The organism is Shewanella sp. K8, from assembly GCF_028823715.1.
Lineage (GTDB): Bacteria > Pseudomonadota > Gammaproteobacteria > Enterobacterales > Shewanellaceae > Shewanella > Shewanella algae.
In genome coordinates, this window is sequence record NZ_JAPEHY010000078.1 from 1 (window position 1) to 2,293 (window position 2,293).

2 protein-coding genes are annotated in these 2,293 nt (G+C 48.8%); one reads left to right on the forward strand and one right to left on the reverse strand.

Translation table 11 applies throughout. From position 1 onward, the window contains the following. Positions 1–192: 192 nt before the first annotated feature. Positions 193–1,209, forward strand: coding sequence for an IS110 family transposase (locus ON072_RS20910; RefSeq protein WP_039034405.1), 1,017 nt, complete (start codon positions 193–195; stop codon positions 1,207–1,209). A 754-nt stretch (positions 1,210–1,963) separates the two neighbouring features. On the opposite strand, the gene ON072_RS20915 is transcribed toward ON072_RS20910, so the two are convergent. After that, positions 1,964–2,293: hypothetical protein (locus ON072_RS20915; RefSeq protein ID WP_274626181.1), on the reverse strand; the 330-nt coding region annotated here is incomplete at its 5' end.

Sequence of the window (2,293 nt, forward strand, 5' to 3'; positions counted from 1 at the left end):
CTTGATATTGCTTATATACCTGCAGACATACACCTATTTCCCCAGGCACAGGCGGGACTGTGACCGTCGAAAACAGGGACGTTTTCGTTGAGCGCCCAAGGATAATGGAATGGACCCATCCCCTTTTAACCGGCCTCGCAATGGGCCACGATGAAGTTGTTGAAAGTCATCTGGAAAGAGGATGGGTCCACTATGAAGATTACAACCATCGGTTTGGATATCGCAAAGTTGGTGTTCCACGCTGTTGCGGTCAACAAAGCAGGTAAGCTGGTGCGCAAGAAAATGCTTAAACGAAAAGAAGTACTCGGTTTTTTCGCTAAGTTGGAACCTTGCCTGGTCGCGATTGAAGCCTGTGGTGGCGCTCACTATTGGAACAGGGAAATTACTGCCCTTGGTCATCAGGTTAAGTTGATCCCTCCTCAATATGTCATTCCCTATCGGCAGGGAAATAAAAATGACTACAACGATGCCCTTGCCATAGCGGAGGCGGCTCAGCGACCAAACATGCGCTTCGTGCCCGCCAAATCTATCGAACAACAAGATGTGCAGATGTTGCACAGGGTTCGTGAGCGACTCACACAGCAAACCACCGCCTTGGTGAATCAGGTTCGAGGCATGTTGGCCGAATATGGCATCGTGCTGGCAAAGGGAAAAACGGCCTTTCGCAGTCAATTGCCCGACATTTTGGAAGACGGTGAGAATGCACTCACAGCCAAAGGTCGAGCGATTTTCCATGGACTGTATAATGAGTTTGTCGAACTTGAGAACAGGCTGAAAGGGTGTGAAAAGCAGGTATTGCAGGAAAATGCTGATAATCCTATCTGCCAACGATTAGGCACCGTCTTGGGGGTTGGTCCTGTCACTGCGACGGCATTTTATGCCGCTGTTGGGGAGGGGAAGGCATTTCACAATGGCCGCCATTTTTCAGCTTGGTGCGGTCTGGTGCCCAGGCAGCACAGCAGTGGCGGCAAGGATAATCTGCTAGGGATCAGTAAGCGAGGCAATGCCTATCTACGAACCTTGTTCATTCATGGTGCCAGGTCCATTTTGCGTCACTGCGAGCACAAAACCGATAAGCTCAGCCTGTGGGCGAAGGCCCTCGTGGAGCGTCGAGGCTTTAATCGCGCCTGCGTTGCAGTAGCCAACAAGCTTGCCAGAATTGCCTGGGTCATAGCGGCCAAAGAAGAAACGTATCGGCCGGCGACATGAAGCTTATAAATCAGGTTGTGAAGTAAGATAATGCCAACCTATCACCAAGTTGCGGTGACAATTGATTTGATGATGAGACAGTCAGACTGTTCTACTTAAAACCTGTTGAATCCATAGGCTCATCGTGAAGCCGCAAGGATGATGAGGAAAGTAGAAGCACATATCCATCAGGGCCAGAGATTTAACTCAGTAACAGGCCGAATATATGGGTGCAATGAACTCTTCTCAAATTGAAATCAAATGTCTTGCAAACGGGATGGGTCCATATATGGGTTCACAGCGTGTCACAGCATCGCCTGTGCGAGAGCCCACCGCAGGTGATGGGCTACATCGTGGCCGGAAGCTCGGCCAATGCCGATTCGCGACACCTAAGGGGAAGTCGGTGCTATTCTTTAAGGTTTAGAACTACTGACTCATCACTATCTAACAGTTTTGATTTGATCGTACACCTGCACTCGGCACCCATGCTGCTTAGTTCAGGACAAAAACGTGTTAGGTTGTTGGCTGTATCGGGTGAATTTCGGATAACAATTTCTATGGGACAGCGTTTGCAGCAGCAAACTAAGAGCTGGGGCGATTAGTCGTAAGGCCTGAAAGTTCTACTCATTTGGCTTGCAGAAGAAGCATGCTAAGTTGAAAATACAATCACCAAGGTTAAGGGGTGAGAAAGTCAGCCCAAGGATAGACACTTTATTCCTCTCCTGCATCCGCGTCACAAGATAAGGGCCGATAAGGCCCTTTATACTTTGCTTGTTTAATATGTACTGATGGTCCTCCAAAGCAACCGTTTTAATGTTCCCAGTAGCGGCCCTATGTCGGTTTCATCGAGTCCGATATAGCCTAACTGCGGTTTCGTTGTTTCTAACAAATGTCTTATGCCTCCAGCGGTGCCAGACCTGAACATCGGAGAGTAATCAGCCGATTCTCCCGAATATAACAGCGTGACTGAATCTGGTACCGTTAACTGCGGGACACCATCAACAATTTGGTACATTCGGGTTTCTAACCCGTATTTAGTGGCGCACACCGGCATGTGCGTTTCAGCTACGGTTTTTCGGTTGGAATACTTCGCATCGAGGATATG